Source organism: Pseudonocardia halophobica, from assembly GCF_027922425.1.
Classification (GTDB): domain Bacteria; phylum Actinomycetota; class Actinomycetes; order Mycobacteriales; family Pseudonocardiaceae; genus Pseudonocardia; species Pseudonocardia halophobica.
The window spans coordinates 116,543-143,114 of the sequence record NZ_BSFQ01000002.1 but is presented as its reverse complement, the minus strand read 5'-3'; the positions used below and the strand labels follow the sequence as shown (position 1 = coordinate 143,114).

24 protein-coding genes are annotated in these 26,572 nt (G+C 72.1%); 6 read left to right on the top strand and 18 right to left on the bottom strand.

What is annotated here, in order from left to right:
- Positions 1–37: 37 nt before the first annotated feature.
- Entirely contained in the window at positions 38–1,219 is a 1,182-nt protein-coding gene (locus PKE99_RS38810; RefSeq protein ID WP_051736627.1) for a helix-turn-helix transcriptional regulator, read from the bottom strand.
- A gap of 185 nt (positions 1,220–1,404) precedes the next feature.
- The gene (locus PKE99_RS03030) at positions 1,405–2,715 is read right to left on the bottom strand and encodes an MFS transporter (RefSeq protein ID WP_051736626.1); all 1,311 of its coding nucleotides are present in this window, start codon (positions 2,713–2,715) and stop codon (positions 1,405–1,407) included.
- A gap of 349 nt (positions 2,716–3,064) precedes the next feature.
- On the opposite strand from PKE99_RS03030, the gene PKE99_RS03025 reads away from it, so the two are divergent.
- The 3 genes from PKE99_RS03025 to PKE99_RS03015 are packed head-to-tail and all read left to right on the top strand — an operon-like array spanning position 3,065 to position 5,923.
- A complete protein-coding gene (locus PKE99_RS03025; protein WP_037039694.1) occupies positions 3,065–3,865 on the top strand; it encodes an enoyl-CoA hydratase-related protein in 801 nt (266 codons plus the stop codon).
- A 1-nt stretch (position 3,866) separates the two neighbouring features.
- On the top strand, positions 3,867–5,024 hold the full coding sequence (locus PKE99_RS03020) for an acyl-CoA dehydrogenase family protein (protein ID WP_037039692.1): 1,158 nt from the start codon (positions 3,867–3,869) through the stop codon (positions 5,022–5,024).
- The gene (locus PKE99_RS03015; RefSeq protein ID WP_037039691.1) at positions 5,021–5,923 is read left to right on the top strand and encodes an SDR family oxidoreductase; all 903 of its coding nucleotides are present in this window, start codon (positions 5,021–5,023) and stop codon (positions 5,921–5,923) included. The genes PKE99_RS03020 and PKE99_RS03015 overlap by 4 nt, the downstream gene beginning before the upstream one ends.
- A gap of 60 nt (positions 5,924–5,983) precedes the next feature.
- Here the strand turns inward: PKE99_RS03015 and PKE99_RS03010 are convergent, their stop codons facing one another.
- The 14 genes from PKE99_RS03010 to PKE99_RS02945 all read right to left on the bottom strand — a co-directional run bounded on the left by PKE99_RS03010 (position 5,984) and on the right by PKE99_RS02945 (position 19,578).
- On the bottom strand, positions 5,984–7,009 hold the full coding sequence (locus tag PKE99_RS03010) for a phosphotransferase family protein (protein ID WP_037039689.1): 1,026 nt from the start codon (positions 7,007–7,009) through the stop codon (positions 5,984–5,986).
- Positions 7,006–7,962: a DUF7064 domain-containing protein gene (locus PKE99_RS03005; protein WP_037039687.1), complete on the bottom strand. Its 957-nt coding sequence runs from the start codon at positions 7,960–7,962 to the stop codon at positions 7,006–7,008. The genes PKE99_RS03010 and PKE99_RS03005 overlap by 4 nt, the downstream gene beginning before the upstream one ends.
- Before the next feature lie 2 nt (positions 7,963–7,964).
- Positions 7,965–8,795, bottom strand: coding sequence for an enoyl-CoA hydratase/isomerase family protein (locus PKE99_RS03000; protein WP_051736625.1), 831 nt, complete (start codon positions 8,793–8,795; stop codon positions 7,965–7,967).
- A gap of 2 nt (positions 8,796–8,797) precedes the next feature.
- Positions 8,798–9,601, bottom strand: a complete 804-nt coding sequence (locus PKE99_RS02995; RefSeq protein ID WP_037039686.1) for an enoyl-CoA hydratase/isomerase family protein — start codon at positions 9,599–9,601, stop codon at positions 8,798–8,800.
- A gap of 16 nt (positions 9,602–9,617) precedes the next feature.
- Complete coding sequence (locus tag PKE99_RS02990) at positions 9,618–10,661, bottom strand: LLM class flavin-dependent oxidoreductase (RefSeq protein WP_051736624.1); 1,044 nt, start codon at positions 10,659–10,661, stop codon at positions 9,618–9,620.
- 24 nt (positions 10,662–10,685) lie between these two features.
- The gene (locus tag PKE99_RS02985; protein WP_051736623.1) at positions 10,686–11,468 is read right to left on the bottom strand and encodes an enoyl-CoA hydratase-related protein; all 783 of its coding nucleotides are present in this window, start codon (positions 11,466–11,468) and stop codon (positions 10,686–10,688) included.
- 16 nt (positions 11,469–11,484) lie between these two features.
- Entirely contained in the window at positions 11,485–12,339 is an 855-nt protein-coding gene (gene menB, locus PKE99_RS02980) for a 1,4-dihydroxy-2-naphthoyl-CoA synthase (RefSeq protein WP_037039684.1), read from the bottom strand.
- Between the two features lie 31 nt (positions 12,340–12,370).
- Positions 12,371–13,129, bottom strand: a complete 759-nt coding sequence (locus PKE99_RS02975) for an SDR family NAD(P)-dependent oxidoreductase (RefSeq protein ID WP_037039683.1) — start codon at positions 13,127–13,129, stop codon at positions 12,371–12,373.
- 22 nt (positions 13,130–13,151) lie between these two features.
- Complete coding sequence (locus PKE99_RS02970; protein WP_037039681.1) at positions 13,152–14,069, bottom strand: hydroxymethylglutaryl-CoA lyase; 918 nt, start codon at positions 14,067–14,069, stop codon at positions 13,152–13,154.
- Complete coding sequence (locus PKE99_RS02965) at positions 14,066–15,280, bottom strand: acetyl-CoA hydrolase/transferase family protein (RefSeq protein ID WP_037039679.1); 1,215 nt, start codon at positions 15,278–15,280, stop codon at positions 14,066–14,068. The genes PKE99_RS02970 and PKE99_RS02965 overlap by 4 nt, the downstream gene beginning before the upstream one ends.
- A gap of 2 nt (positions 15,281–15,282) precedes the next feature.
- Positions 15,283–16,455, bottom strand: coding sequence for a thiolase family protein (locus tag PKE99_RS02960; RefSeq protein ID WP_231498015.1), 1,173 nt, complete (start codon positions 16,453–16,455; stop codon positions 15,283–15,285).
- 1 nt (position 16,456) lies between these two features.
- Entirely contained in the window at positions 16,457–17,221 is a 765-nt protein-coding gene (locus tag PKE99_RS02955; RefSeq protein ID WP_037039672.1) for an SDR family NAD(P)-dependent oxidoreductase, read from the bottom strand.
- Positions 17,221–18,387 (bottom strand): acyl-CoA dehydrogenase family protein, encoded by a 1,167-nt coding sequence (locus tag PKE99_RS02950; protein WP_037039669.1) that lies wholly within the window; start codon positions 18,385–18,387, stop codon positions 17,221–17,223. The genes PKE99_RS02955 and PKE99_RS02950 overlap by 1 nt, the downstream gene beginning before the upstream one ends.
- Positions 18,388–18,498: 111 nt before the next feature.
- Positions 18,499–19,578, bottom strand: a complete 1,080-nt coding sequence (locus PKE99_RS02945) for an acyl-CoA dehydrogenase family protein (RefSeq protein WP_037039667.1) — start codon at positions 19,576–19,578, stop codon at positions 18,499–18,501.
- A 99-nt stretch (positions 19,579–19,677) separates the two neighbouring features.
- Between PKE99_RS02945 and PKE99_RS02940 the strand changes: the two genes are divergently transcribed.
- Positions 19,678–20,436, top strand: a complete 759-nt coding sequence (locus PKE99_RS02940; protein WP_197040407.1) for a FadR/GntR family transcriptional regulator — start codon at positions 19,678–19,680, stop codon at positions 20,434–20,436.
- A 31-nt stretch (positions 20,437–20,467) separates the two neighbouring features.
- Here PKE99_RS02940 and PKE99_RS02935 read toward each other — a convergent pair whose 3' ends face one another.
- Both PKE99_RS02935 and PKE99_RS02930 read right to left on the bottom strand, forming a co-directional pair.
- Positions 20,468–22,444 carry an AMP-binding protein gene (locus PKE99_RS02935; RefSeq protein ID WP_051736622.1) on the bottom strand — a complete coding sequence of 659 codons (1,977 nt, stop codon included), beginning with the start codon at positions 22,442–22,444 and terminating at the stop codon, positions 20,468–20,470.
- Entirely contained in the window at positions 22,441–23,628 is a 1,188-nt protein-coding gene (locus tag PKE99_RS02930; RefSeq protein ID WP_037039664.1) for an acyl-CoA dehydrogenase family protein, read from the bottom strand. The genes PKE99_RS02935 and PKE99_RS02930 overlap by 4 nt, the downstream gene beginning before the upstream one ends.
- 159 nt (positions 23,629–23,787) lie before the next feature.
- Here PKE99_RS02930 and PKE99_RS02925 point away from each other — a divergent pair, with 159 nt between their 5' ends.
- The gene (locus tag PKE99_RS02925; RefSeq protein ID WP_037039663.1) at positions 23,788–25,476 is read left to right on the top strand and encodes an AMP-binding protein; all 1,689 of its coding nucleotides are present in this window, start codon (positions 23,788–23,790) and stop codon (positions 25,474–25,476) included.
- A gap of 132 nt (positions 25,477–25,608) precedes the next feature.
- Positions 25,609–26,181 carry a TetR/AcrR family transcriptional regulator gene (locus PKE99_RS02920; RefSeq protein ID WP_063739621.1) on the top strand — a complete coding sequence of 191 codons (573 nt, stop codon included), beginning with the start codon at positions 25,609–25,611 and terminating at the stop codon, positions 26,179–26,181.
- Positions 26,182–26,572 lie beyond the last annotated feature (391 nt).

The window sequence follows — 26,572 nt, the reverse complement described above, 5'->3', positions numbered from 1 at the left end:
GCGACATCGCACCGGCGGGAGAGTTTTCTCCCCCTCGTCAGCCCGAGGAGTGGCGGGTGAGGGTGTGGAACCTCGCCGCGGCATCCGCGCGGTTCGCGGCACCGAGCTTGCGGAGCACGCTCTTCACGTGCGTCTTGACCGTCCCGGTCGACACCACGAGCCGGTCGGCGATGTCCTGGTTCGAGGCCCCGCCCGCGAGATGCCGCAGCACCTCCAGCTCACGCCGGGTGAGCTCGCCGAGCGGCCCGTCGGACAGGTAGGGATGCGGCATCTGCTCCGCCGGCTCCGACGGGGCGAGCTCCTGCGTGCCGCCCCACCCGGCGGTGCCGTAGAACAGCTCGTCGATGCCACTGATCTGCCGCTCGAACTGGCGCCTCAGGGCGCTGAAGCGGTCCTGGTAGCGGGCACGCTCGAAGGCCAGGCCCACACCGTCGGCGAACAGCCCGAGCAGATCCCGGTCAGCCGAGTCCACGACGTCGGCCTGGCCGTACCGGTCGACGTGCAACAGGCCGACCACCGTGCCGTGGGCGACCACCGGTGCCCCCGCGTAGTCCCGGGTGTCGGCCAGGCTGATGAGTTCGCGGTGGATGCGGGGATTGTTCTGCGCGTCCCGGACGAGCACGGGCCGCCGGCACCGGACCATCTCGGTCTCGGGCACCTCCCGGCCGATCCGACCGGGCATCGCCGAACCGACCTCGACCAACGCCGCGGCGAGCGACTCGTCGTGGTGCACGAACGCCGACCTCGGCGCCCAGCTCGTCCCGCGCAGGTCCGAGAGCAACGAGCGGCTGAAGCCGAGCTGCCCGAGCTCGAGCGGGACCTGCCGGAGCAGGTCCGGCACGCCGGCCACTGCACGCAGCCGGCCGAGGGAGCGGTGCAGTTCGACCGTGACCACCGCCCGCCGGTGCACCTGGGCCTCGCTGATCGACAGACGCAGGGACTGGACCCGGACGAGCAGCGTGAGGACCGCGGTGTCCGGTCCCCCTTCATCCGCCCGCTCGGCCTCGGCCAACCGACGCCGCAGGTAGCGCTCGCCCAGCCGCAGTTGGTCGACGGCCGCGTCGAGCGTGTCGACGTGATGCACCGGCACCGTGCTCTCCCGGTCCCGACGGGCGAGATCCGCGATCGCGGCCATCGTCTCGTCCGCGCACGTGAGGAGGGTGTCCGCGTCCTGGTCGCCAAACGGACGACCGCGGTCCTCGCCGACGTCGTCGCTCATACAGCCTCCTGACGGTCGCGTCCGCGCCAGTGCGTCCGCCGACCCGACGATCACTCGAGGATGGCCCGCCGGCACGAGGTTGGTCCGACCGGTGCAACGATCGTACCGTTGGAGGCTGCCGGGCGGAACGCCTCCGGCTGAGCCCACCGACGGGACTCGGCCGACGCTGCAGGTGAACTCGAACGCTACGGCCGGGAGTCGGAGACCACCGCGGAGTCCGACTCGTCGACCGCGCCCTCCTCCGCGCCGACCTCGCGATGGTCGAGCGTGAACCGGTAGGGCCCCATCAGCAGCAGGCCGACGATGGCGGCGGCCACGAGGACGACGATCGGGACCGCGCCCGCCCCGTACGAGCCGGTGGCCCCGTAGATCTGGCCCAGGAGGAAGATCCCGAAGGCGGATCCCATCGCGTACAGGAAGTAGACGGCGCCGAGGACACGCCCGTACGAGTGCCTGGGAAAGTAGCGACTGACCATGTACGCCGCGACGTCGCCCTCGGAACCGAGACCGAAGCCGATCAGGACCGCACCGATGAACAGCAGCGCGACCTGGGCGGAGAGGATCATCATGAGCACGCCGACGGCGCAGAGCGCGAAGATGACCGCCCCGATCGCCGGGGCGTAGAAGCGGTCCAGGAGGTATCCCACGAGCAGCCGGGCCGCGAGCGAGGACAGGCTGAGCACCGACAACACGGACACGGCGGTGCCCTGGCCGATCCCCTTGTCGGTGGTCATGGGCACGACCTGGGACATCAGCCCGAAGGTGGCCGAGGAGACCAGGAAGATCGCTCCGCACAGCAGCCAGAACTGCCGGTACCGCCGCGCCACCGTCCACAGCGACTCGCCGGCCACTGCACCCCGCTCACGGGCCGCGCGCCGCTCTTCCTCGTGCTCCGGGGGCATCCGCGTGACGAAGGCGTAGACCGCGGCCGGGATGATCGTGCACAGCGCGCCGACGACGAGGAACGTCATCCGCCACCCGGCGAGCCCGAGCACCCAGTTCGCCAGGTAGGGCATGAGCACCCCGCAGGCACCCAGGCCCGCCATGAGCGAGCCCAGCGCGAGCCCCCGACGGTCCCGGAACCAGGCACTCACGACGGTGGCGTGGGCGATCGGGTTGACGGCACCCGCGCCGGCCCCGATCAGGGCGCACAACAAGTAGAAGGTGACCTGGTCACCCGGGGCGACGGACATCAGCATGAGGCCGCCGCCGAACGCCAGCGCCATCGGCACGGACGGCAGTCGCGGACCGAAGCGGTCGACCAGGATCCCCAGGACGACGATGCTGACGCCCGTCAGCACCGTCTCGAGGGACAGGCCGTTGCTGATGACGCTGCGGTCCCAGCCGAGCTCCCGGGCCATCGGTCCACCCAGGACGTTGAACAGGACGTTCACGGCAGTGGTGCCGAACAGGAGGGTGAGGAACCCGGTGACGACGTACCACCAGCGGTTCGTTCCGGTCTGCGTCGGCCGTGAGGCGACGTTGCCTGTACTCATGACGTTGTCCTGTCTGCGAGCGCCACGCTCGGAGGCGGCGCGGGTGCCAGGGTGGTCCGAACCGGGACATCGCATCATATGGTCTGGCCAAATTCTATGGTCATGCCAAAGTCGGGTCGGTCGGCGAGCGCCGCCTCCAGGGCGTGAGCGTCCGTCTCATGCGTCGCGACCCTCGTCGTCACTTCGGCTCGATGGTATAAAGGTCGGGCCAAAACTTGAGCAGGCCTGGAACTGCCGTTCAGCTCCTTGCACAACCCTGACATGGCATCGTCGTGAGTGTTGATAACGATCGTTCACACGGGCTAGCGTCGGCCCAGGCCCGCTCTCATCGCCGAAGAAAGAGGCACGCATGAAGCCCGAGGAGTTCACCGACGTCGTCTACGAGGTCGACCACGGCCTGGCGTGGATCACCATCAACCGCCCCGACCGCTACAACGCGTTCCGCGCCCGCACGGTCGACGAGCTCGTCCTCGCCTTCAAGCTTGCGTGGGCTGACGACGAGGTGGGCGTCATCGCTCTGACCGGCGCGGGCGAGAAGGCGTTCTGCTCCGGCGGCGACCAGAAGCAGCGGATGGAGACCGGCGACTACGGCCCCTCCGAGTCCGGCCTGTTCGAGGTCGAGGCCCTGCACCGGGTGATGCGCGACGTGCCCAAGCCGGTCGTCGCCGCGGTGAACGGCATCGCCATCGGCGGTGGGCACGTGCTGCACGTGCTGGCCGACCTGACCATCGCCGCGGACACCGCGACGTTCGGGCAGAACGGGCCGCGTGTCGGCTCCTTCGACGCCGGTCTCGGGTCCGGCTACCTCGCCCGTGTGGTCGGCGAGAAGCGCGCCCGGGAGATCTGGTTCATGCTCCGCAGGCTCTCCGCCGAGGAGGCGCAGGACTGGGGCCTGGTCAACAAGGTCGTTCCGGCGGCGGAGCTGCGCAACGCCGTCCGCGAGTGGGCCGACACCATGCTCGCCTACTCCCCCACCGCCCTCAAGGTGCTCAAGCAGTCCTTCAACACCGACACGGAGCACCTGATCAGCATCGGCAACATGGCCTACACGACGTTGAAGCTCTTCGGCGAGACCGACGAGGCCCGCGAGGGCATCACCGCGTTCAACGAGAAGCGCCAGCCCGTCTTCGGCAAGTACCGCACGCACTGACATGCGGTTCACCCCGGAACAGCAGCGGTTCGCCCAGGCGGTCCGCGAGTTCTGTGCGCGCGAGTGCGGCACGCCGGCCCAGCGGGACGCCCTGACCGAGGGCGGTGCGGAGACCAACAGCCCCGACTTCCTCCGGAAGATCGCCGGCCTGGGCTGGCTGGGCATCTCGCTGCCGGAGGAGGACGGCGGGATCGGCGGCTCGTTCGTCGACGAGTGCCTGTTCCTCGAGGAGAGCACCCGCGGCCTCGCCCCCATCTCCGGCTACTCGACCGGCCTGACGGCGGCTCAGACGTACCTGAGGTACGGCACCGCGGAACAGCGCCGGGCGATCGTCGAGAACCTCTGTGCCGGCGGTGTCGAGGCCATCTCGCTGTCCGAGCCGGGGGCCGGGACGGACCTGGCCTCGGCCCGGCTGCAGGCCCGGGCCGACGGTGCGGACTACGTGCTGAACGGCCAGAAGACCTGGACCTCCGTGGCGCACCTGGCCGACCACCTGCTCGTCCTGGCGCGCACCGACGCGAGCGGCCCGAAGCACAAGGGCCTCACGCTGTTCATGGTGGAGGGAACAGCCCCGGGCCTGGAGATCCGCGGGATCGACACGATGGAGGGGCACGTCGTCAACGACGTCTTCTTCACCGACGTCCGGGTGCCGGCCTCCGCCGTCGTCGGCACCGAGGGCGCGGCCTGGGAGCACCTCAACCGCGGCCTCGGTGTCGAGCGGGTGATCATCGCCGCGATGTCGGTCGGGGCCGCTCAGCGCGCCCTCGACGACGTCGTGGCCTATACCGCGGAACGCGAGCAGTTCGGCCGGACCATCGGCTCGTTCCAGGCCGTCCGGCACCGGCTCGCGGACCTCGCCACGGAGATCGAGCACTGCCGGGCCTTCCTCTACGACCTCGCCGACCGGATCGACGCCGGCGAGGAGGCCGACCTCGGCACCCGCTCGTCCATGGCCAAGCTGAAGAGCACCGAGGTCGCCAAGCGGGCCACCCTGGAGGCCATGCAGCTCATGGGCGGGTACGGCTACGCCCGCGAGTACGGCATGGAGGGCCAGGTCCGTCGCGCCCTCGCCCCACCGATCTACGGCGGGACCAACGAGATCCAGCGCGAGATCATCAGCCGCGGTCTGCGGTCGCCGGCCGCGAAGGAGCGCTCATGACCAGCCCGAAGAAGAGCCCGTTCGCCCCGGACCTGCTGGTGGGCAAGCGGATCCTCATCACCGGCGGCGGCACCGGCCTCGGCCGTGGCGTCGCCCGGCACCTCGTCGACCACGGCGCGTCCGTCCACCTCTGGGGGCGCCGTCCGGCAGTGCTCGAGGAGGCCGCGGCCGAGGCCTCGCAGTCCCGACCCGGATCCGTCCACGTGCAGACCGTGGACGTCCGGGACGGTGACGGGGTGGACGCGGCGATGGAGGCGCTCTGGCAGGAGCACGGCCCGGTGACGAGCGTGGTCAACAACGCGGCCGCCAACTTCATCGCCCCTACCGAGTCGCTCAGCCCGCGGGCGTTCGACGCGGTCAGCTCCACGGTGATGAAGGGGTCGTTCCACACCACCCACGCCGCCGGCAGGCGCTGGATCGCGGCCGGGCTGCCGGGCAGCGTGCTGTCCACGCTCACCACCTGGGTGTGGACGGGGTCGGCGTTCGTCACGCCGTCCGCGATGGCGAAGGCCGCCGTGCACTCGATGACGATGTCGCTGGCCGTGGAGTGGGCGCGCTACGGGATCCGGCTCAACGCCGTGGCGCCCGGCCCGATCCCCACGGACTACGCCTGGGAGATGCTCAACCCCACGGACAGGAGCTCCGTCGGGGCGACCCAGGCGGACCAGATCCCCATGGGCCGCACCGGGACCGTGGAGGAGCTGGCGAACCTGACGATCTTCCTGCTGTCCGACGCCTGCGACTACCTGACCGGGCAGACCATCGCGATGGACGGCGGGCAGATGCTCGCCGGTCCGGGCACGTTCGCCGGCCTGACCTCGATGACCGCCGAGGACTGGGCGGCGGCGAAGGAGAAGAGCAAGGCCGCCAGCGCAGCCTCGAAGGCCCAGCGCGGCTGAGCCACCCCGCACGCGAAACGCCCGCCCCGATCCGATCGGGGCGGGCGTTCGCGTTGTGGCTCAGATCCCGGCGGTCCGGTGGGCCGCGGCGAGGAACGACTGCACCAGCCCGGGGTCGGCGTAGTAGGGGTCGCCGTGGCCTGCGGTCGCGCGGCGGTGGCTGTACTCGTACAGGACCGCCAGCTTCCACAGGGCCAGCGCCGTGTACCAGCGCAGCCCGCTCAGGTCCCGCCCGGTCGCCCCGGCGTACCGCTCGGCCAGCTCGTCCCTCGTCGCGTATCCGGGCTCCAGGACGGCCGCGCCCAGCTCGGCGGTCGGAGTGAGAGGTTTCCCCGCGACCGGCCAGGAGGCGAGGAAGTAGCCGACGTCGAACAGCGGGTCGCCGATCGTCGCCAGCTCCCAGTCCAGCACCGCCGCCACCGTGCCCGTCGGGCCGAGGATGACGTTGCCGAGCCGGTAGTCGTTGTGCACCAGGGTCGCGCCCGACTCGGCCGGGACGTGGGCCTCGAGCCAGGCGTCGATGTCGGCGAACGCCGCGGGTGGGTTCCCGTCGGCGTCCGCGACCAGCCGGCGCATGCGGCGCAGGTGCCGCCCGTTGAAGCCCTCCGGCCTGCCCATCTCGGCCAGTCCGGCGGCCTGCCAGTCGACGGCGTGCAGGCGGGCCAGGATGTCGACCATCGACTCGCCGATCGCCCGTCGGTGCTCGGCCAGCTCGGGCGGAGTGCGGGTGGTGACGACCGCGCCCGGGACGTGGCTCATCACATACAGCGGGCTGTCGATCACCTCGCCGGTCTCCGCGGTCGCCAGCACCTCCGGCACGGGAACGCCCGTCCCGGCGAGGCCCGCCAGCAGTCGGGCCTCCCGCAGGACGTCGTGCGCGCCCGGCGGCAGCGGCGGGGGCGGGGGCCGCCGGACGACGACGTCCCGGCTACCGCGGACCAGGTAGGTCAGGTTGGAGTGCCCGTCGCCGATGCGGCGGGTGGCGAGCGGCCCGTCCGCGACGCCGTGCTTGGCCAGGAACGCCTCCAGCGCGGCGAGGTCGGCCTCCGACCAGTCCCAGCCGGCCTCCGCGTCCGCAGAGCTCACCGGTTCCTGCTCGCGACGAGGTGGTTCAGGTACTCGCGGGGCCAGTGCGTCTCCCACTGCCCGGCGGCCGGCTCGCCGTCGATCGTGGCGTCGCAGGCCGACTCCCAGATCTCGGTGGCCATCTTGTCGTTCGTGGGCAGCTTGACCAGGCCGTAGCGGTCGAAGGTCACCTCGGTGCGGCCGCCCGCCGTGTCGACGAGTGTGGCCTCGAGGCGCTTCTGGGACATGTCGTCGTGGTAGGTGGCGTGGTGCTCGATGTGCGACACGGGGATCGTCACGCCGTTGCGCAGCACCGACCCCGCGAAGCCCCACTCGCCGCCGGCGATCCAGATCCAGCCGTTCACGGCCTGCCCGGAGTCGGTGTAGGCCACGAACCACTTCCAGTGGTGCGGCACGCCCCAGTCCCGGTTGCCCCAGGAGTGGTCGCGGTGCCCCATCCGCCGGTCCCACTCGATGCGGCGACCCGCGACCTCGAGGAACCCGGACACCCGGCCGGTCTGCTCGAGCCGGTTGGCGGCGAACCACTCCGGCAGGCCGTCCGGGTTGGACCGGTAGCTGAACGCGTCCTGGACGGCCTCGAAGCGGTACTCGAGGCGGACCTTCTCGCTCTCGTAGGTCACCTCGGCGGTGCGGCGCAGCTCCGGCTGGCGCACGTGCAGGCCGTCGATCCGGAAGTCGTCGAAGTCGACGTCGTCGGCGACCTCGCCGCCGCCGAGGTCCAGGGCGAGGGGCTGGGAGTCCGGGCCCCAGATCGAGACGTTGTAGCCGGTCTTCCCGTGCGCGGTCAGGTACAGGTAGACCTGCAGCCCGAGCCGCTCGTCGGGCATGATCATCTCCCAGAACAGGGAGTCCCGCATGCGGCCGCCGGGCTCGGCGGGCCAGTGCCGCAGGTCGTCGTTCGGGCCGAAGCCCGGGTCGGGGATGTGCACGTCGGCGGGGTCGGTCACGGTCATGGCTATCTCCCGGTGAAGGTCGCGGGCCTGCGCTCGAGGAAGGCGGACAGCGCCTCCGGCATGTCGTCGGCCCGGGTGAGCAGTGCCTGGCCGCGGTTCTCCAGCTCCAGCGCGGCGGCGTAGGAGGTGACCTCCTGGTTGCGCAGCAGCGCCCGTTTGGACAGCTTGACGCCCCCGGGCGAGTTGGCGGCGATCGCCCCGGCGAGGGCATCCGCCTCGGCGAACAGGTCCTCGCTCGGGACGACGCGGTTGACCAGCCCGATCCGCTCCGCCTCCGGTGCCTCCACGATGCGACCGGTGAAGCCGAGCTCGGCGGCCCGGCCGTACCCGAGCAGCCGAGTGAGCAGGTAGGAGGTGCCGAGCTCGCCGCAGGAGAGCCCGACCCGGACGAACGCGCAGGAGAGCTTGGCCGTCGGCGCCGCCAGCCGGATGTCGGCGGTGAGCGCCAGGGCCAGGCCGCCGCCCACCGCCGGGCCATGGATCGCGGCGATCACCGGGAACGGCAGGTCCCGGAGGGCTGCCAGCCCGCCGGCAGCCGCCTCCTGGAAGAACAGGAACTCCCGGACCCCCATCTCGCGGATGGCGCCGATCTCGGCGAGGTCGAAGCCCGAGCAGAAGGTCTTCTCCCCCGCCCCGCGCAGGATCAGGGCACGAGCGCCGCTGTCCCGCAGCGCGAGCGCCGCCTCGTGGTGCTCGTGGAACATCCGCGCCGTCTGGGAGTTGGCGCGTTCGGGCCGGTTCACGGTCAGCACGGCCACGCCGTCGCCGCGCAGCTCGACGAGCAGCGTCTCCAGCTCGATCAGTGTGGTCGGTCGGTTCTCGAGGGTCGTCATTGTCAGCGTCCCGTGAAGATCGGCGCGCGCTTCTCGCGGAAGGCGTCGAGGGCCTCGGTCATGTCGTCGCTGCGGGTGAGCAGCGCCTGGCCGCGGTTCTCCAGCTCCATCGCCGCCGCGTACGACGACGCCTCCATGTTGGCCTGCAGGGCCCGCTTCGACAGCTGGACCCCGCCCGGGGAGTTGCCGCAGATCTGCTCGGCCATCTCCAGGGCCGCGGGCAGGAGCTCCTCCTCGGGCACGACCCCATTGACCAGTCCGGTGTGCTCGGCCTTTGCGGCGTCCATCATGCCTGCGGTGTAGGCGAACTCGGCCGCCGCGGCCGGCCCGATCAGCCGCGGGAGCAGCCAGGACGTGCCGAGGTCGCCCGCCGAGAGCCCGATCTTCACGAACGCCGCGTTGAACTTGGCCCGGGGCGAGGCGAGCCGGATGTCCGCGGCGAGCGCCAGGGCCAGCCCACCGCCTGCGGCCGCGCCGTTGACCGCGGCGATCACCGGGACCCGGATGCCGCGGATCGCCGACAGCGCCCGCGCGGCGGACTCCTGCAGGTCCAGCATGCCCAGTGCGCCGAGCTCGGTGAGCTTCTCGGCGTCGGCGAGGTCGTAGCCCGAGCAGAACGCCTTGCCCGCGCCGGTGAGGATCAGGACCCGCAGACCCGGCTCGCGGTCCAGCGTCCGGGCCGTCGACTCCAGCTCGGCGAACATGGTGGCCGTCATGGCGTTGTACCGGTCCGGCCGGTCCAGGGTCAGCACGACCACGCCCTCGCGGGGGCGCTCCAGCCGGAGAGTGGTCGGGGTGTCGGGCATCGGGTCGTCCTCTCGGTCAGGCGTGGGCCGGCGTGGGGGTGAGCGCGACGAGGATCTCCTCGGTCGCCTCCTCGGCCTGCTCGGGCTCGAGGCCCCAGGGTGGGGCGACCAGGTTCAGGTGGTCGAAGGCCTCGGCGTGCGCCGCGACCCGGCCCGGCAGCTGGGCCGGGGTGCAGGCGATGCCGATGGCATCGATGGCGGCGTCCGGGACGGCGGCCGCAGCGCCGACGGGGTCGCCCGCCTTCGCCGCGCTGCGGATCCGCTGCTGTGCCGCCTCCCAGCCGTGCAGGGCGAAGAGCCGGTCGTACACCCGCGACGGGGCGTACTGGGCGATCGCGTAGGCGATCTTGCGTCGGGCGGCCTCCTCGTCCGCGTCCAGTGCGACCATGCGGATGCCCTTGACCACGAATCCGTCGAGCGCGCGCTCCACGTCCGCGGCACCGCGCTCCAGCTCCGGCCGCACGACCTGCGCGAGGTACTCCGCTGTGGTCATCGGGTGGCCGACGAGCCCGTCGGCGACCCGGCCCGCGGCCCGCACCATCCGCGGCCCGACGCCGGCGGTCCAGATGGGCAGGTGCGCGCGCAGCGGGGCGGGCGTGCCGCCGGTCGGAGCCAGGTGCACCCGGTAGAACCGGCCCTCGTGGTGCACCGGCCCCTCGTGCAGGCACCAGAGCTTGCGGAGGACGGTCACCAGCTCCTCCATGCGGGCCGCCGGGGCCTCGCCGCTGGTCGAGAGCCAGTTCTCCATCATCCCGGGCGTCCCGTTGCCGAGGCCGAGGATGATCCGGCCGCCGGACAGCTCGTCGAGGTCACGAGCCTCGGCGGCCCAGACCAGCGGCGAGCGCCCGACGCCGTAGGCGATGTTCGAGCCGATCGCGACCCGGTCCGTCGCGGCGGCCAGGGACGCCATCGGGATGGTCGCCGAGCGGCTGTAGAGCTCGCCCGTCCACACCGCACCGAACCCGGCCGCCTCCGCGCGGCGCGCGAGGTCCGCGGCCGCGCGGAAGCGCCGGGGGCCGCGGCCGCCGGTGAAGATCGTGAGCCCGTACTCCTCGCGCATCGTCGCGCTCCTCTGCCGTGAGTCCTAGCCGAACTTCGGGGCGCGCTTCTCCAGGAACGCCGCGATCCCCTCGCGGGCCTCGCCGTGCTCGAACAGCTCCTGGATCTGCGCCACCTCGTAGCGCTTCCCCTCCTCGAAGGAGAAGTCGAAGGCCGCGTCGACGGTCCGCAGGACCGCCGCGAGGGCCGGTCGGGACAGGCCGCTCAGCTGCCCCGCCAGCTCGAGCGCCGCATCCCGGGCCCCGCCCGCCTCGACGAGCCGGTCGACGAGCCCGATCGCCTTCGCCTCGTCCGCGGGGACCTGGCGGGCGGTGGCCATGATGTCGATGGCCCGGCCCCGCCCGACAAGCCGCGGCAGCCGCTGCGTGCCCGCAGCACCGGGGATCAGGCCGAGCTTGACCTCCGGCAGGCCGTACTTCGCGTCGGCGCCGGAGACCCGCATCGTGCACGCCATCGCGAGCTCGAGGCCACCGCCGAGCGCGACCCCTTCGACGGCGGCGATGCTGACGGCGTCCGCCGACGCCAGCCGCTCCACGGCGCCCCGCAGGAGGTCGCCGTACGCCGTGAACGACTGCGCGTCCACGGCGCCCATGTGCTTGATGTCCGCGCCCGCGGCGAAGAAGCCGGGGATCGCCGAGGTCAGCACGACCACCCGGGTGTCCCGGCGCTCGACCTCGTCGAGCAGGGCGTTGAGGCCGTCGATGATCGGCGGGCCGAGCGCGTTGGCCGGCCGCCGGTCGATCGTCGCGACGAGGACGCCAGCAGCGCCGCCCGCGCCGGCGTCCTCCCAGGTCACCACAGGACTCACAGGGTCATCCTCTCGCTCAGGCGCGGCGGGGGAACCGGTCGAAGTCCGGCACCCGCTTCGCCTTGTAGGCCTCGCGGCCCTCCTGCGCCTCCTCGGTGGCGTAGAAGAGCAGGTTGGTGTCGTGCGCCAGCTGCTGCAGGCCGGACAGCCCGTCCTCCGCGGCATGGAAGCTCGCCTTGCACAGCCGCAGCGCCATCGGCGAGAGCTTCAACATCCGGCGGCACCAGGCCACGGTCTCGGTCTCCAGCTCGGCGAGCGGCACGACGGTGTTGACCAGGCCCATCTCCTTGGCCTCGGCGGCGTCGTACTGCTCGCAGAGCAGCCAGAACTCCTTGGCCCGCTTCTGCCCGACCTGTTGCGCCAACAGGCCGGCGCCGAAGCCGCCGTCGAAGGAGCCGACCTTGGGCCCGACCTGGCCGAAGCGCGCGTTGTCCGCGGCGATCGTCAGGTCGCAGACCAGGTGCAGCACGTGGCCCCCGCCGATGGCGTAGCCGGCGACCATCGCGACGACCGGCTTGGGCAGCCGCCGGATCTGCACCTGCAGGTCCGTGACGTGGAAGCGGCCGACGGCATCCTCGCGGCCCGGCTCCGTCAGGTAGCCGGTGTCGCCACGGACGCGCTGGTCACCGCCGGAGCAGAACGCCTCGGGCCCGTCTCCCGTCAGCACGATCACGCCGATCGACGCATCCTCACGGGCGCGGGTCAACGCGTCGGAGATCTCGATGAGTGTCTGCGGGCGGAAGGCGTTGCGCACCTCCGGCCGGCAGAGAGTGATCTTGGCGATGCCGTCGCCGGAGTGGTCGAGTCGGATGTCGTCGTACTTGCCGACGCCCGTCCACTCGACCGGCTCCCGCGGCCCCGAGACCCTCATGATGGTCGACTCCGCAAGCTCCGTCTCGGCATCAGGCCATCGTCAGGCCGCCGCTGACCGACAGCGTCTGGCCCGTGATGTAGCCGGCGGCGTCGGAGGCGAAGAAGGCGACGGCGGCGGCCACGTCCTCGGGCTGCGCCAGTCGCTTCATCGGCACGGCCCTGGTCATGCCGCCCAGCACCTTGTCCGCATCCTGCCCTGAGCTGTCCGCGAACTTCCGCAGCGCCGGGGTGTCCGTCGGGCCGGGGCACACGGTGTTCGCCGTGACGCCCTTGGTGGCGACCTCGCGGGCCAGGGTCTTGGTGAAGGCGATGATTCCGCCCTTGGCGCCGGAGTAGACGGCCTCGAGCGAGGAGCCGACGCGGCCGGCGTCGGAGCCGATGTTGACGACGCGACCGAAGCCGCGCTCGATCATGCCCGGCACGACCGCCTGCACGACGCGCAGCTGACCCTTGAAGTTGATCTCCAGGACGCGGTCCCAGAAGTCCTCGCCGGTCTTCAGGAACGGCATGAAGTCGTCCCAGCCGGCGTTGTTCACGGCGACCTCGACCGGCCCGAGCTCCTCGGTCACGGTCTTGACCGCCGCCTGGACCGATGCGGTGTCCGTGACGTCGGCCTGCACGGCGACCGCGGTGCCGCCGGCGTCGGTGATGGACTTCGCGGTGGCCTGCGCGGCCTCGAGGTTCAGGTCGACCACGGCCACCTTGAAGCCGTGCCCACCCAGGGTGGTGGCGATGCCCTGGCCGATGCCCTGGGCGCCGCCGGTGACGAACGCGGTGCGGTTGCTCATCAGGAGTTCCTCTTCTCGGAAGTCAGGCGCTCTGCAGGTGCCAGTCGATGGGCCCGGCGACGAGCGAATGGCTGGTCAGGGTGCGGCCGAGCACGCGCTGGGCCTCGCGAGCGGCGTCGATGACGGCGGGCAGGTCCAGCCCCGTCTCCACGCCCATCTCGTGGAACATGCTCACCAGGTCCTCGGTGGCGATGTTGCCGGTCGAGCCCTTCGGCACCGGACACCCACCCAGTTCACCGAAGCTGGACTCGAAACTCGTACAGCCCGCCTCCAACGCCGCGTAGGCGTTGGCCAGACCCTGCCCACGGGTGTTGTGGAAGTGCGCGGTGATCTCCACGCCGGGGAGCCGCTCCAGGGCCGCGGCGAAGAAGTCCCTGGCGTACATCGGGTTGCACATTCCGGTGGTGTCGCCGAAGCCGATCTCGGTCGCGCCGGCCTCGGCGAACCGCTCGGCCAGGTCCAGCACGCGACCCAGCTCGACCTTGCCCTCGTAGGGGCACCCGAAGGACGTGGCAACGACTGCCGCGCATTTCAGGCCCTCGGCCCGGACGCGCTTCGCCATGACGGCGTTGTCCGCCATGGTCTCGGCGACGCTGCGGTTGACGTTCTTCTTGTTGTGCGTCTCCGAAGCGCTCACGAAGATCGCCGCCTCGTGGAAGCGGTCCCGCACCTTCAGGGCGTTGTCCAAACCCTTGCTGTTGGGGATCAGCACCATCAGCTGCACGTCGTCCGGTATGTCGATGCGGTTCAGCACCTCCACGCCGTCGGACAGCTGCGGGATCACGTCCGGTCGCACGAAGCTCGCGACCTCGATGCGCCGGAAGCCTGCCCGGGCCAGCGCCTCGATCAGCCGGATCTTGTCGTCCGTCGGGATGCGCTCAGGCTCGTTCTGGAACCCGTCGCGCGGCCCGACCTCCCGGATCTGCACGCTCCTGCTCATGTGCCCTCCCGCAGCGATCGCTCGAGGTCTTCTCGGTGTTCGGGGGCCGCGACAGCGACCAGACGCGCGCCACGGTCGGCGGGCGGGCAGCCCCGCAGCCACGCGGTGCCGTGCTCGGTGACCACGACGTCCACGTCCGCCCGCGCCGTACTCACCGGCCCGCTCAGCACGGGCACGACGGTGGAGGCGCCGCCCGCGGTGGAGCGCAGGGCGATGACCGACCGGGCGCCGGTGCGCACCGCCGCACCGGAGAAGTCCGCCTGGCCGCCGATCCCGCCCAGGTAGCGGCCGCCCGCGACCTCGCTGCCCACCTGCCCGCTCAGGTCCACCTCGATGGCGGAGTTGATCGCGACGAGCCGACGCAGCCGCGCCAGGACCCCGGGATCGTGGGTGTAGCTCGCGGGCCGGAAGACCACCGGCAGCTCGCCCAGCCGGGCGTAGAGCTCGGCGCTGCCGATGGCGGTACCGGTGACCAGCAGGCCCTCGTCGATCTCCTTCCGGCGGCCGGTCAGCACGCCCTTCTCCACCAGCCGCAGCACGCCGTCGGTCAACATCCCGGAGTGGAAGCCGAGGTCCCGATGCCCGGCGAGCCCGTCCATGATCGCCGTCGGCAGCGCGCCGACGCCCATCTGCACGGTGTCCCCGTCCTCGACGAGCTCGGCGACGCGGGCGGCGATCGCCCCGTCGACGGCGTCCGGCGCCCGGTCCGGGGCCTCCGGGACCGGCCGGTCGGTCTCGACGGTGGCGGCGAACCGCTCCAGCGGGATCCCGGGCGTGCCGACGGTGGCCGGCATCCGGTGGTTGATCTCGCCGATCAGCACCCTGCTGTGCCGCACGGCGTCGGCCGCGTAGTCGACACCGATCCCGAGCGAGCAGACGCCGTCCGGCCCGGGCGGGGCGACCTGCACCAGGCCGACGTCACCCGGGAGGATGCGCTCCGCGAACAGCCGGGGCAGCACCGAGTAGTGCGCGGGCACGACCTGCAGGCCGCGCGCCTTGCGCAGCTCCCCCATCGCCCCGTACGAGGTCAGGGTGAGCTCGGCGGGGACCTCGCGGAGCCGGCGGTTGAAGCTCAGCCCGCAGAAGGCCCGCACCGGCCCGATGTCGGCGACCTGGTCCAGCAGGGCGTCGACCAGCGGGGTGGCCTCGGCACCGGCCTGGCTCCACCAGACGCCGTCCCGCGGCCGGATGTGCGGCCTGAGATCGAGCATGCTCATACCCGCTGCACCAGGGTCCCGGTGCCGAGCCCGCCGCCGCAGCACATGGTGACGAGGCCGAGCTCGACGTCCCGGCGCTCCATCTCGGCGACGATCGTGGCCAGCAGTCGCCCGCCGGTCGCCCCGACGGGGTGGCCCAGGGCGATGGCTCCGCCGTTGACGTTGACCCGGTCCATGTCCGGCTTGAGCTCGCGCTGCCAGGCCAGGACGACGGAGGAGAACGCCTCGTTGACCTCGAACAGGTCGACGTCGGAGATGCTGAGCCCGTTGCGCTCCAGCAGCTTGTGGGTGGCCGGGATCGGACCGGTCAGCATGATCACCGGGTCGACGCCGACGGTCGTCTGGTCGAGGATCCTCGCCCGCGGGGTGAGGCCGTGCTCGTCGACGGCGCTCTGCGAGGCCAGCAGCACGCCGGCCGCGCCGTCGCAGATCGGCGACGACGTGCCCGCGGTGATGCGGCCGTTCTCCTTGCGGAAGACCGCCTTCAGCCCGGCCAGGGTCTCCGCGGTCGTGCCCGGGCGGACCGTCTGGTCGCCGCGGCGCACCTCGCCGTCGAGCTCCCAGTCGATCATCTCCGCGTCGAACCTGCCCGCCTCGATGGCGACGGCGGCGAGCGCGTGCGAGCGCGCGGCGAACTCGTCCATCTCCTCACGCGAGAGGTCCCAGCGCTCGGCGATCAGCTCGGCGCTCTCGCCCTGCGGCACGAAGTCGTACTGCTCCCACATCCGCGCGGTCCACGGCTCGCCGTACAGCTCGGAGATCTTCGCCGGCGAGTTCATCGGGACGTGCCCCATGTGCTCGACGCCCGCCGCGATCACGACGTCGTGCACGCCCGAGGCCACCAGGGAGGCCGCCATCTCGCTCGCGGTCTGCGCGGAGCCGCAGCGCCGGTCGAGGACGACGGCCGGGACCTCGGGCGGGTAGCCCTCCTGCAGCCACACGTTGCGCCCGATGTTGCGGGACTGCTCGCCGAACGGGGCGGTGCAGCCCACGACGAGGTCCTCGACGACGCCGGGGGCGATCCCGGCCCGGCCCAGCAGGTCGCGGTAGACCGCGCCGAGCAGGTCGTTGGGATGAGTGTCGCGGAACCAGCCCTTCTCCGGGTGCGACTTCCCGAAGGGCGTGCGCGCGCCCTCGACGAGGAAGACGTCCCGACCCTGCAGCGGCACGTCAGATCACCGTCCCGCCGTCGACCGGCAGCACCTGGCCGGTGATGTAGCCCGCCGCCGGCGAGGCCAGGAACACGAACGACGCCGCGATCTCGTCCGGGTAGGCCCAACGCTGCAGCGGGATCCGCTCCAGGGTCTTGGCGGCGAGCTTCTCGTTGCTGCGGATGTTCTCGGTCATCGCCGTGGCCGCCAGCGGCGCCAGCGCGTTGACCGTGACCTGCCGGCGCGCCAGCTCCTTGGCCAGCGACTTGGTCAGCCCGATGATCCCGGCCTTCGCGGCGCCGTAGTTCGCCTGGCCGATCGTGCCGACCAGCCCGGCCGCGGAGGTGACGTTGAGGATCCGGCCCGAGCCGTCGTCCGGCAGGAACGGCAGGGCGGCCTGCGAGCAGGTGAACGAGCCCATCAGGTGGATCTCGACGATCCGCCGGAACGCGTCCTCGCTCAGCTTGGGGAACATCGCCGGCGCGATGGCACCCGCGTTGTTGACCAGGATGTGCAGCGCCCCGCCCCCGAGGTCGGCGGCCTTGGCGGCGGCCGCATCCGCCGCGGCCCGGTCGCGGACGTCGAGCACCTGGCTGTCCGCCCGGCCCCCGGCCTCGACGATCTGCTTGGCCACGACGCGGGCGGCATCCTCGTCCACGTCCGTCACGAGAACCGCGGCGCCCGCACGGGCGAACGCGGTGGCGACGGCGGCGCCGATCCCTCCGCCGGCGCCTGTGACCAGGGCCGCGCGGCCGTCCAGGGAAAACGCCTCGAGCGCGGGCATCAGTAGCTCCTCGGCAGGCCCAGCACGTGCGAGCCCAGGTAGTTGAGCACCATCTCCTGGCTGAGCGGCGCGATCTTGAGCAGGCGGGCCTCGCGGAAGTACCGGGCAACGTTGTACTCCTCCGAGTAGCCCATCCCGCCGTGGGTCTGCAGCGCCCGGTCCGCGGCCTGGAAGCCGGCGTCGGCGCACAGGTACTTGGCGGTGTTGGCCTCCCGGCCGCACGGTTTGCCCTGGTCGTAGAGCCAGGTCGCCTTGCGCAGCACCAGCTCCGCGGCGTCGAGGCGGGCCAGCGAGTCCGCCAGCGGGAACTGCAGGCCCTGGTTCATGCCGATCGGCCGGCCGAACACCTCGCGCTGGTTGCCGTAGGTCACCGCGCGGTCCAGCGCGACCCGGCCCAGGCCGAGCGCCTCGGCCGCGACCAGCATCCGCTCGGGGTTGAGCCCGTCGAGGATGTAGGTGAAGCCCTTGCCCTCCTCGCCGACGCGGTCCTCGACGGGGATCATCAGGTCGTCGATGAACAGCTCGTTCGAGGTGACGGCGTTGCGGCCCATCTTCGGGATGGGCCGGATGTCGATCCTCGACCGGTCGAGGTCGGTGAGGAACAGCGTCATGCCGTCCGTCTTCTTCGCGACCTCGTCGACCTTCTGCGTGCGGGTCAGCAGCAGGACCTTCTCCGACTCGACGGCCTTCGAGATCCACACCTTGCGGCCGTTGACCCGGTAGTGGTCGCCCTCGCGCCTGGCGAAGGTCGTGATCCGCGTGGTGTCCAGGCCCGCGCCGGGCTCCGTCACCCCGAAGCACACGTGCAGCGAGCCGTCGACGATCCGCGGCAGGGTGCGCTTCTTCAGCTCGTCGGAGCCGTGCTTGATCACGGGGTGCATGCCGAAGATCGACAGGTGGATCGCCGAGGCGGCGTTCATGCCGCCGCCGGACTTGGCGACCTCCTCGATCAGGATCGACGCCTCGGTGATGCCGAACCCGTGGCCGCCGTACTCCTCCGGGGTGGTGATGCCGAGCCAGCCGCCCGTGGCCAGCGCGTCGTAGAACTCGGTCGGGAACTGCTTGTCCCGGTCGTGCTCCAACCAGTACTGGTCGTCGAACTTGCCGGCCAGGTCCCGGACCGCGTCCCGGATCGTCGACTGGTCATCGGTGAGCTCGAAGTCCACCACGCACCTCCTCCGACCACGTCGTCACTGCGCGGTCGATCGTAACAAAGGACTGACCAAAACTGGCGACACTCGTCGCCGTGGGAAAGGTCATACCGAACAGGGGTGGAGCTACGCCGGCGCGCCCGGGACCAGCGCCAGCCGGTCCGCCAGCCGGTCGTTCCATGCCGCGGGTGAACCGAACAGCTCGGCGTCGAGCTTGGCCCGCTTGTAGAAGATCTGCAGGTCGTGCTCCCAGGTGTAGCCGATCGCCCCGTGCAGCGTCAGGGCCGCGTCCGCAGCCGCGGACGCCGCACCGCACACCTGTGCCTTCGCGGCCGCGGCGTGGAGTGGCGCGTCGGGATGGCCGGCTTCGACGGAGGCGGCGGCGAGGTACACGATCGACCGGGCGGACTCGACCTTCACCAACATCTCCGCGGCCGCGTGCTTGACCGCCTGGAAAGAGCCGATCGGGACGGCGAACTGCTTGCGCTGCAGCGTGTACTCGACCGTCGAGTCGAGCATCTGCTCCATGACCCCGAGCGCGTCGGCCGCGACCAGCACCGCGGCCCGCAACGCCGCGGCCTCCAGGACCTCGGGCCCCTCGAGCGGGATCGCGGTGCCGTGGGCGCCGTCGAGCTCGACGTCGGCCACCGAGCGGCTGCGGTCGGTGAGAGCCCGCAGGCGGATCCGCACCCCCGGCTGGTCGACCTCCACGAGCTGCAGGGAGGGCCGCTCTCCGCCGACCGGGACGACCAGCCGGCGCGCGCGGTCCGCGGCGAGCACCGTGCCGACGGTTCCGCCGAGCCGCGATCCGTCACCGGTCACCCCGGTCTCCGCGGTCGGGACGACACCCGCCGACGAGGCCAGCACCGTGGTCACGCCGTCGGCCAGGAGCGCCTTGGCCGCCTCGGGCATCCCCGCCAGCGCGGGAAGCGCGAGCATCGAGCCGAGCCATGCGGCAGACGGCGCCGCTCGCCTGCCGAGCTCCTCCGCGGCCAGGGCGAGCTCGACCAGCCCACCACCCTCGCCGCCGAGGTCCTCGGGGGACCCGACCCCGAACCAGCCCTCGCACACGAAACGCTCCTCGAACGAGGCGTGGTCGCCGGCGTCGAGCCAGCCGCGCAGCGTCTCCGGCGGGCAGGTCCCACCCAGCCAGTCCGCGAGCACCGACCGGAAGTCGGCCTGCTCGGCAGAGAGTTCCCAACGCATGAGTTGCTCCTACTCGGCTCGCGGGCGGGTGACAACGACGTCATGGCCCGCGACGATGGTAAATTGGGTCAGACCTTTAGACCAGGAAAGGAGGCCCCCATGGCTGCAGGCGACGCCCGGTCGGCGATCCGGCTCTCCCCGATGGAGGTCCCCAAGGCCTCCGACGTCCTCGCCAACGAGCTGCGCGAACGCATCCTCTCGGGCGAGTACCCGGAGGGCACCCCGCTCCCCCCGGAGCGCGAGCTCGTCACCCAGACCCGGATGAGTCGCACCACGGTGCGCGAGGCGTTGCGCATCCTCGAGGTGCAGGGCCTCATCCGCATCAAGGCCGGCCGCGCCGGCGGAGCGTTCGTGCAGCGCCCGGGCGAGGAGTCCGTCGCCAGTTCGCTCGAGCTCCTGATCCGGGGCCGGCAGATCCGCCTCGCCTCGGTGCACGAGACCCGTGAGGCGATCGAGCCCTCGTGCGCCCGGCTCGCGGCGCAGCACCGGACCGCCGGGGACCTGCGGCGCCTCGAGGCCGTCAACGAGGAGATCGCGGCGAGCGCGGACCTCGAGGGGTTCCTGCGCGCCAACGTGGACTGGCACATCGCCGTGGCCACCGCCAGCCACAACGAGATCCTGACCGGCATCATGATGGCGCTGTCGCGGGCGATCTACACCACGACCCACAACGAGGGCTTCGTCAACGACGAGGTCCGCGACATCACGGTCCGCGCCCACCGGTCGGTCACCCGGGCGATCAAGGAGCGCGACGCCGACGCGGCGGTCCGCCGGATGACCCGGCACGTGCACTCCTACGCCGCCGCCGCGCTCGAGGTCGACGAGCGCACGACCGTCTCGGTGCCCGAGGAGGACTGACACCGGGGCGGACGGCGCCCGCCCGCGGAGCTCAGCCATCGCGGGCGCCCGCCTGCTCGGCCACCGCCGCCCGGACCACGTCCAGCGCCTCGGGGTTCTCCGCGCCGGACAGGTCACCGGGATCCTGCCCCAGCGCGGCGGCCCGCACGGCCCGGCGCATGATCTTCGCCGAGCGGGTCTTCGGCAGCTGGTCCACGCGGCGGATCAGGCTCGGCGCGAAGGGCTTGCCCAGCTCCTCCCCCACCCGGCGGCGCAACGTCTCGGCGAGCTCCTCCTCGCCCGAGGTCGCGCCGGCCCGCGGCACCCAGAAGGCCCAGACGGCCTCGCCCTTCTTCGCGTCGGGCACCCCGACCACCGCGGCCTCCGCGACGTCCGGGTGGGCGATCAGCACCGCCTCGACCTCGGCGGGCGCCAACCGCTTGCCGGCCACGTTCATCACGTCGTCGGATCGCCCGCGCAGGAACCACTGCCCGTCGGCGTCGACGACGGCGTGGTCGCCGTGCCGCCACAGCCCCGGGAAGGTGGACCAGTAGGCCTCGAGGTAGCGCTCGCGGTCCCGCCAGATCCCGCGGGTCATCGCCGGCCAGGGCTGGCGGCACACCAGCTCGCCCACCTCGCCGCGCACGGGCTCGCCCGCGGCGTCGACGACGTCGACGTCCATCCCGAGCGACGGCCCGCCCAGCGAGCAGCTGCGGATCGGCTCGACCGGGTAGGGGGCGAGGAACGACCCGCCCACCTCGGTGCCGCCGGAGAAGTTGATGATCGGTACACGACCGCCGAAGACAGTGCGCGCGAGCCACTCGTACGACTCGGCGTCCCACGGCTCGCCCGTGGAGCCGAGCGTGCGCACCGAGGACAGGTCGACCGCCGCGACCGAGTCGGTGTCGAGCGTGCGGACGGTCCGGATCAGGGTGGGTGACACCCCGAGCATCGTCACCCGGTGCCGCTCCGCGAGCCGCCACAACCGACCGAGGTCCGGCACGTCGGGCGAGCCCTCGTAGAGCACCAGGGTGCCGCCGTTGGCGTGCGTGCCGACGATCGACAGCGGGCCCATGATCCAGCCCATGTCGGTGATCCAGCAGAACACCCCGCCGGGTCCGAGATCGAACGAGTAGGCGACCTCGCTCGCCGTCTTCACCAGGAAGCCGGCGTGCGTGTGCACCGCGCCCTTCGGGCGGCCCGTCGTTCCTGAGGTGTAGGCGAGCAGCAGCGTGTCCGACGACGCCATCGGCTCGGCCGGGCCCGGGTCGGGATCGTGGGCGAGCAGGTCCGACCAGGCGGTCTCGCCCTCGCCGGGCGCGCCGACCACCACGATGTGCCGGACCGACGGGCTCTGCGCCACGGCCTCGCGGACCGGCGGCAGCATCGACACCGTCCGTCCCCGCCGAACGCTCGACTCCGCGACGACGACCGCCCGCACCTCCCCGTCCAGCAGGCGGGAGGCGATCGCGCCCGCGGCGAACCCGGAGAAGAGCGGAACCAGGACCGCGCCGAGCCGGGCCGCGGCGTAGAACGCGACGACCGCCTCGGCGACCATGGGGAGGTAGAGCGCCACCGCGTCGCCCCGACCGACACCGAGCCCCCGCAGGCCGGCCGCGACCCGCCGCGACCGCTCGTCGAGCTCGGCGAAGGTCAACCGGTCGACCGTGCCGTCCTCGGCCTCGTGCACCACCGCCGTGCGATCGCGGGCCGCCGGGTCCGCCGCCCAGCGCGCCAGGCCGGCGTCGGCCACGTTCAGCTCGCCGCCGACGAACCAGTCCGGGTCGGTCACGCCGCGGGAGAGGTCGAGGACCTGTGTGTACGGGCGCGAGAACGGCAGGCCCAGGTCGGCGACGACCGCGTCCCAGTACCAGCCGACGTCGGCGACCGAGCGAGCCCGCAACGCGTCGATGTCCTCGACGCCGTGCCGGCGCGCGAACCGGGCGACCCGGGTGTTCTCGAGGTACTCCGCGCCAGGGGTCCAGACGTAGGTGTCGGATGCGGCCAACGAGGCCGCAGGAGTGGTCATGCTCCGCTCCTCGGCATGCCGAGCATCCGCTCGGCCACGATGTTGCGCTGGATGAAGGTCGAGCCGCCGGCGATCGCGGTGCCCCGGGCCTGGTAGGCCAGCCGCTGCCACCTGCTCTCGGCCTCGGACTGCTCCTGCGGGGCCAGCTGCCCGCCGAGCGGGGAGAGCGACTGCCGGAAGTCGGCGAGGTCCTCCACCAGCGGGCAGAAGTAGAGCTTGCCGATCGAGGTCACCGGCCCCGGCGGGCCACCGTCCGCGGCGATGGTCAGCACGCGCTGGCCGATGGCGTGGTGGACGAGCGCGCGGCCGTAGAGATCGGCCACCTTCCGGCGCACCGTCGGGTCCGCTCCGAGGGGCGCGCCATCCGGTCCGGTCATCTCGCGGATCTGCGCGACGATGTCGTCGACGGCGCGCTTCGTGTTGACCCGGCCCGTCGCGATGCCGACCCGCTCGAAGCCGAGCGTGGCCATCGCGACCTTCCAGCCGCCGTTGACCTCGCCCAGCACGAGCTCGTCCGGCACGAAGACGTCGTCGAGGAAGACCTCGTTGAACTCCGCCTCGCCGAGCATGTGGGCGAGCGGGCGGATCGTCACGCCCTCGCTGGCAAGGGGCAGCAGGAAGTAGGTGATTCCCTTGTGCCGCGGCAGTTCCGTACCGCCGGTGCGGGCCAGCAGGATGGCGTTCGTGGCCAGGTGGGCGCGGCTGGTCCAGATCTTCTGCCCGGAGATCCGCCAGCCGCCGTCGACCTTGACGGCCTTCGTCCTCAACGACGCCAGGTCCGAGCCGGACTCCGGCTCCGAGAACAGCTGGCACCACAGCTCGTCGCCGGTGAGGATCGAGCGCAGGAACCGCTCCTTCTGCGTGTCCGTGCCGAAGGCGATGATCGTGGGGCCGGCGAAGTCCTCGCCCACCGTGTTGAGCCGCTCGGGCGCACCGGCCCGGTCCGCCTCGTCGGTGAAGACCGCGCGGATCTTGGCGTCGGCGCCCTGGCCCCCGTACTCCCGCGGCCAGGACATGCCCGCGTACCCGCCCTCGAACAGCAGGCGCTGCCACTGCCGCCAGAACGGCAGCTTGTCGGCCAGCTCGACCGGTTCGGGCCACGGCAGCGTCGGGAGAGTGTCGGCGAGCCAGGCCCGCACGCGCGCCCGGAACTCCGCCTCCGTGGGGGAGTCAGCGAGATCCATGGAAGCTCCTTCGTCGATCGCCGCCGATATTATGCTATCGGTCAGACCAAAGTCTAGCCTCAGGTCTCAGCCACGCACCGTTGCCGTTTCGGCCAGACCATTGTAACTTCCGACCGAAAGACGGGCCCAGGCCCGACCCTCATCCCAGGACGGAGATCGATGGAGATTCCCACCGTGAGCGACCGCTACCCGGCGGTCGAGGTGCAGGAGTACTACGACTCCGGCTGCTGGAGCACGGAGAACTTCGCCGAGGTGCTCACCCGGCAGGCGGACGTCATGCCCGACAAGACGTTCGTCACCGACGGCACGACCGGCTTCACCTATGCGGAGCTGCGCGACCTGTCGGCGCGCCTTGCCGTGGGCCTGCGCGACCGCGGGGTGCGCGCGGGCGACCGGGTCGCCGTGCAGCTGCCGAACTGGGCCGAGTTCGCCATGGTCACCGCCGCCGTCGCGCGGCTCGGCGCGATCACCGTCCCGATCATGCCGATCTACCGTCGCGACGAGGCCGGCCATGTGCTCGACGACGCCGAGGTCTCCACGGTGGTGACGGCGTCGACGTTCAAGGGCTTCGACTACCTCGGCATGTACCGCGACCTCGCCGCCTCCCGGCCCGGGGTGCATACGGTCGTCGTCGTGCGGGACGACGCCGCGGAAGGCGGCCCCGTCACGCCGCTCACTGCGCTGCTGCCCGATATCGACCCCGCCGAGGCCGCAGCGTCCCTGGGCAGGCCCGTCGGCCCGGACGATCCCTACGTCATCGTCTACACCTCGGGCACGACGGCGCGCCCGAAGGGCTGCGTGCACACGTTCAACACCTACGCCGGAGGCGCCCGCTGCCTGAACCAGGCGTTCGCGGTCACCTCGGCGGACGTGGGGTTCAGCCCCTCCCCCATCACCCACACCACCGGCCTGGTCACCGGGATCCTGATGCCACTGCTGGCCGGGGGCTCCACCCACGTGATGGCCGAGTGGGAGCCGCGCCGCGGCCTCGAGGAGATCGCGCGGTACCGCTGCTCGATCACCGTCACCGCCACGACGTTCCTGCAGATGGCGCTGGACGTCCTCGACCCCGCCGTGCACGACGCCTCGAGCCTGCGGGTCTGGGTCTCCGCCGGTGCACCCATCCCGCGCTCGGTGGTCGAGCGGGCCCGGACGCTGCTGCCGTCGACCAGGATCCTCAGCCTGTACGGGCGCAGCGAGAACCTCACGACGACGACCTGCACGGTCGCCGACGACCCGGAGAAGGCGTTGATCTCGGACGGCTCGGCGCTGCCGTACGCCGAGGTCCGGGTGGTCGACGAGGCCGGGGTACCCGTGCCCGCCGGGCAGGAGGGCGACATCGCCTACCGCGGACCCAGCCACATGCTGGGTTACCTCGGGCGACCCGACGAGACGGCCGAGCTCTACACCGCCGACGGCCTCTCGCGGTCCGGGGACCTCGGCCGGATGGACGCGGACGGCTACGTCCGGGTCACCGGCCGCACGAAGGACATCGTGATCCGCGGCGGCATGAACATCAGCGTCCGGGAGATCGAGGACCTGCTGGCCGAGCACCCCGGCATCCGCGCGTCCGCCGTGGTCGGGATGCCGGACGTGCGGCTCGGCGAGCGGGTCTGCTGCTACGCGGTCCCCGTCGATCCGGGCTCGCCGCCGACCCTGGACTCGCTCAAGGGCTACCTGCTGGAGCGCGGCGTCGCGATCCAGAAGACCCCGGAGCGACTGGAACTGGTCACCGAGTTGCCGACGACCGCCACCGGCAAGATCCAGAAGCACCTGCTCCGGCAGGACATCGCCCGCAAGCTCGAGCAGCCGGTCGAGAGGGTGGAGGCGAGTGCGGCGGGTCGGTGACCGACGCAGGACCCCGGGGGATCGGCGTCCGATGCCGGTGAGGAACGCTCGTTCCGTCTCGGGCGAGCCGCCGACCAGTGACTACGCGGCTCCTCGGAACTGCGGTTCATGACTTCTGCTAGCGTCGCCCGCGTGGACCGGGAGCGCCGCATCCTCGACGCCGCCGCCGAGCTCTTCCGGGAGCGGGGCTTCCACGGCGCCGGGATGGACGAGCTCGGCACGCGGGCCGGGCTCAGCGGTCCGGCTCTCTACCGGGTCTTCGGCGGGAAGAGCGAGATCCTCGCCGCGCTGTTCAACGAGGCGATGGACGAGCTCGTCGGCGCGACCGCCCCGCTGCTCGCCGATCCCGAGGCGGACCTCCGTCGGCTGGTGCACCACCACGTCCGGTTCACGATCGACCACCGCGCGCTCGTCAGCGTGTACCAGCGGGAGGACCGGTCCCTGGTCGACCCGTGGCGCAAGGAGTTCGACCGGCGTCGGCGGCGCTACGTCGAACGCTGGGAGCGGGCCGTCGCGCGCGCCGCGCCCGCCGCCGCCCCCACGGCGGTGGCTGCCGCCACCCAGGGCTGCCTCGGCGCCGTTTTCTCGCTGGCCTACTGGCCGGGCAGAACCCTGCGCGCACCGGGCTCGGACGAGCTGGCGGAGCGCTTCGTCCTCCTCGGGTTCGGGGCGCTCGGGATCGCGCTGATCGATCAGGGTCCGTAGGCCCGCCGCAGCTCGCCGACCAGGATCTTGCCGGCATCGCTTCGAGGGATGCGGTCCACGAGGTCGACGGCGCGGGGGCACGTGTAGTAGCGGGCAGGGCGCGGCACCGTGTGCCGCCCACGCGGTGGGTGCTCAGGTCGTACCGATCCCTGACCTGGGCGGGCAGCCGGAGCAGGCGCACGAACATCGTCGGCACCCAGGGGTTGTGCGTGACGCCGTGCCGCTCGGGCGCCAGTGCCCCCTCGGCGTCGAACCGCCGGGTCGTGACGACAGTGCCGCCCATCTGGTGCACCGCGTGGAGGAAGCCCATCGGCGCGGTGTGAGAGGCCGGGCCGGCACTGAACAGGACCGGTGGCGGCTCCCCGGGGCCCATGCCCAGGTCGCGCATCAT

Excerpts from the sequence above, each read along its gene's own strand:
- PKE99_RS38810 (WP_051736627.1), bottom strand. The coding sequence starts at position 1,219 with ATGAGCGACGACGTCGGCGAGGACCGCGGTCGTCCGTTTGGCGACCAG.
- PKE99_RS03030 (WP_051736626.1), bottom strand. The coding sequence starts at position 2,715 with ATGAGTACAGGCAACGTCGCCTCACGGCCGACGCAGACCGGAACGAAC.
- PKE99_RS03025 (WP_037039694.1), top strand. The coding sequence starts at position 3,065 with ATGAAGCCCGAGGAGTTCACCGACGTCGTCTACGAGGTCGACCACGGC.
- PKE99_RS03020 (WP_037039692.1), top strand. The coding sequence starts at position 3,867 with ATGCGGTTCACCCCGGAACAGCAGCGGTTCGCCCAGGCGGTCCGCGAG.
- PKE99_RS03015 (WP_037039691.1), top strand. The coding sequence starts at position 5,021 with ATGACCAGCCCGAAGAAGAGCCCGTTCGCCCCGGACCTGCTGGTGGGC.
- PKE99_RS03005 (WP_037039687.1), bottom strand. The coding sequence starts at position 7,962 with ATGACCGTGACCGACCCCGCCGACGTGCACATCCCCGACCCGGGCTTC.
- PKE99_RS03000 (WP_051736625.1), bottom strand. The coding sequence starts at position 8,795 with ATGACGACCCTCGAGAACCGACCGACCACACTGATCGAGCTGGAGACG.
- PKE99_RS02995 (WP_037039686.1), bottom strand. The coding sequence starts at position 9,601 with ATGCCCGACACCCCGACCACTCTCCGGCTGGAGCGCCCCCGCGAGGGC.
- PKE99_RS02990 (WP_051736624.1), bottom strand. The coding sequence starts at position 10,661 with ATGCGCGAGGAGTACGGGCTCACGATCTTCACCGGCGGCCGCGGCCCC.
- menB (WP_037039684.1), bottom strand. The coding sequence starts at position 12,339 with ATGAGGGTCTCGGGGCCGCGGGAGCCGGTCGAGTGGACGGGCGTCGGC.
- PKE99_RS02975 (WP_037039683.1), bottom strand. The coding sequence starts at position 13,129 with ATGAGCAACCGCACCGCGTTCGTCACCGGCGGCGCCCAGGGCATCGGC.
- PKE99_RS02970 (WP_037039681.1), bottom strand. The coding sequence starts at position 14,069 with ATGAGCAGGAGCGTGCAGATCCGGGAGGTCGGGCCGCGCGACGGGTTC.
- PKE99_RS02965 (WP_037039679.1), bottom strand. The coding sequence starts at position 15,280 with ATGCTCGATCTCAGGCCGCACATCCGGCCGCGGGACGGCGTCTGGTGG.
- PKE99_RS02955 (WP_037039672.1), bottom strand. The coding sequence starts at position 17,221 with ATGCCCGCGCTCGAGGCGTTTTCCCTGGACGGCCGCGCGGCCCTGGTC.
- PKE99_RS02945 (WP_037039667.1), bottom strand. The coding sequence starts at position 19,578 with ATGCGTTGGGAACTCTCTGCCGAGCAGGCCGACTTCCGGTCGGTGCTC.
- PKE99_RS02940 (WP_197040407.1), top strand. The coding sequence starts at position 19,678 with ATGGCTGCAGGCGACGCCCGGTCGGCGATCCGGCTCTCCCCGATGGAG.
- PKE99_RS02935 (WP_051736622.1), bottom strand. The coding sequence starts at position 22,444 with ATGACCACTCCTGCGGCCTCGTTGGCCGCATCCGACACCTACGTCTGG.
- PKE99_RS02930 (WP_037039664.1), bottom strand. The coding sequence starts at position 23,628 with ATGGATCTCGCTGACTCCCCCACGGAGGCGGAGTTCCGGGCGCGCGTG.
- PKE99_RS02925 (WP_037039663.1), top strand. The coding sequence starts at position 23,788 with ATGGAGATTCCCACCGTGAGCGACCGCTACCCGGCGGTCGAGGTGCAG.